Source organism: Microbacterium sp. ZXX196 (assembly GCF_009709595.1).
Lineage (GTDB): Bacteria > Actinomycetota > Actinomycetes > Actinomycetales > Microbacteriaceae > Microbacterium > Microbacterium excoecariae.
On sequence record NZ_WMEE01000413.1, the window covers coordinates 1 to 248 of the forward strand.

Below are 248 nucleotides of genomic sequence, written 5' to 3' on the forward strand. Positions count from 1 at the left end.
CGCTGCCCAACCTGGTTAAGTGCATTGACCCTGCTCGCTATTGGCTTTTGCTTTTTACTGCTGCGTACCTGGCTAAGCTGGAACCCAACCAGCAGCCTCGATTTTGCCAGCTTCACAGCGGCTAATCCGCTCACTACCGGCCCTGGTGGCAACCTCAATTACGGCCTATATATGGTGCAAAGCCTATTACAGGGGCATGGCGTCCTACTCAATGGCCACATTAATTGGGCCCGTATGCCAGGCTATGG

General features: G+C 54.0%; 1 protein-coding gene. It reads left to right on the top strand.

The features are described 5' to 3' along the window. Positions 1–24: 24 nt before the first annotated feature. On the top strand, positions 25–248 hold a 224-nt coding region (locus GJQ66_RS15015; protein WP_230379675.1), incomplete at its 3' end, for a hypothetical protein.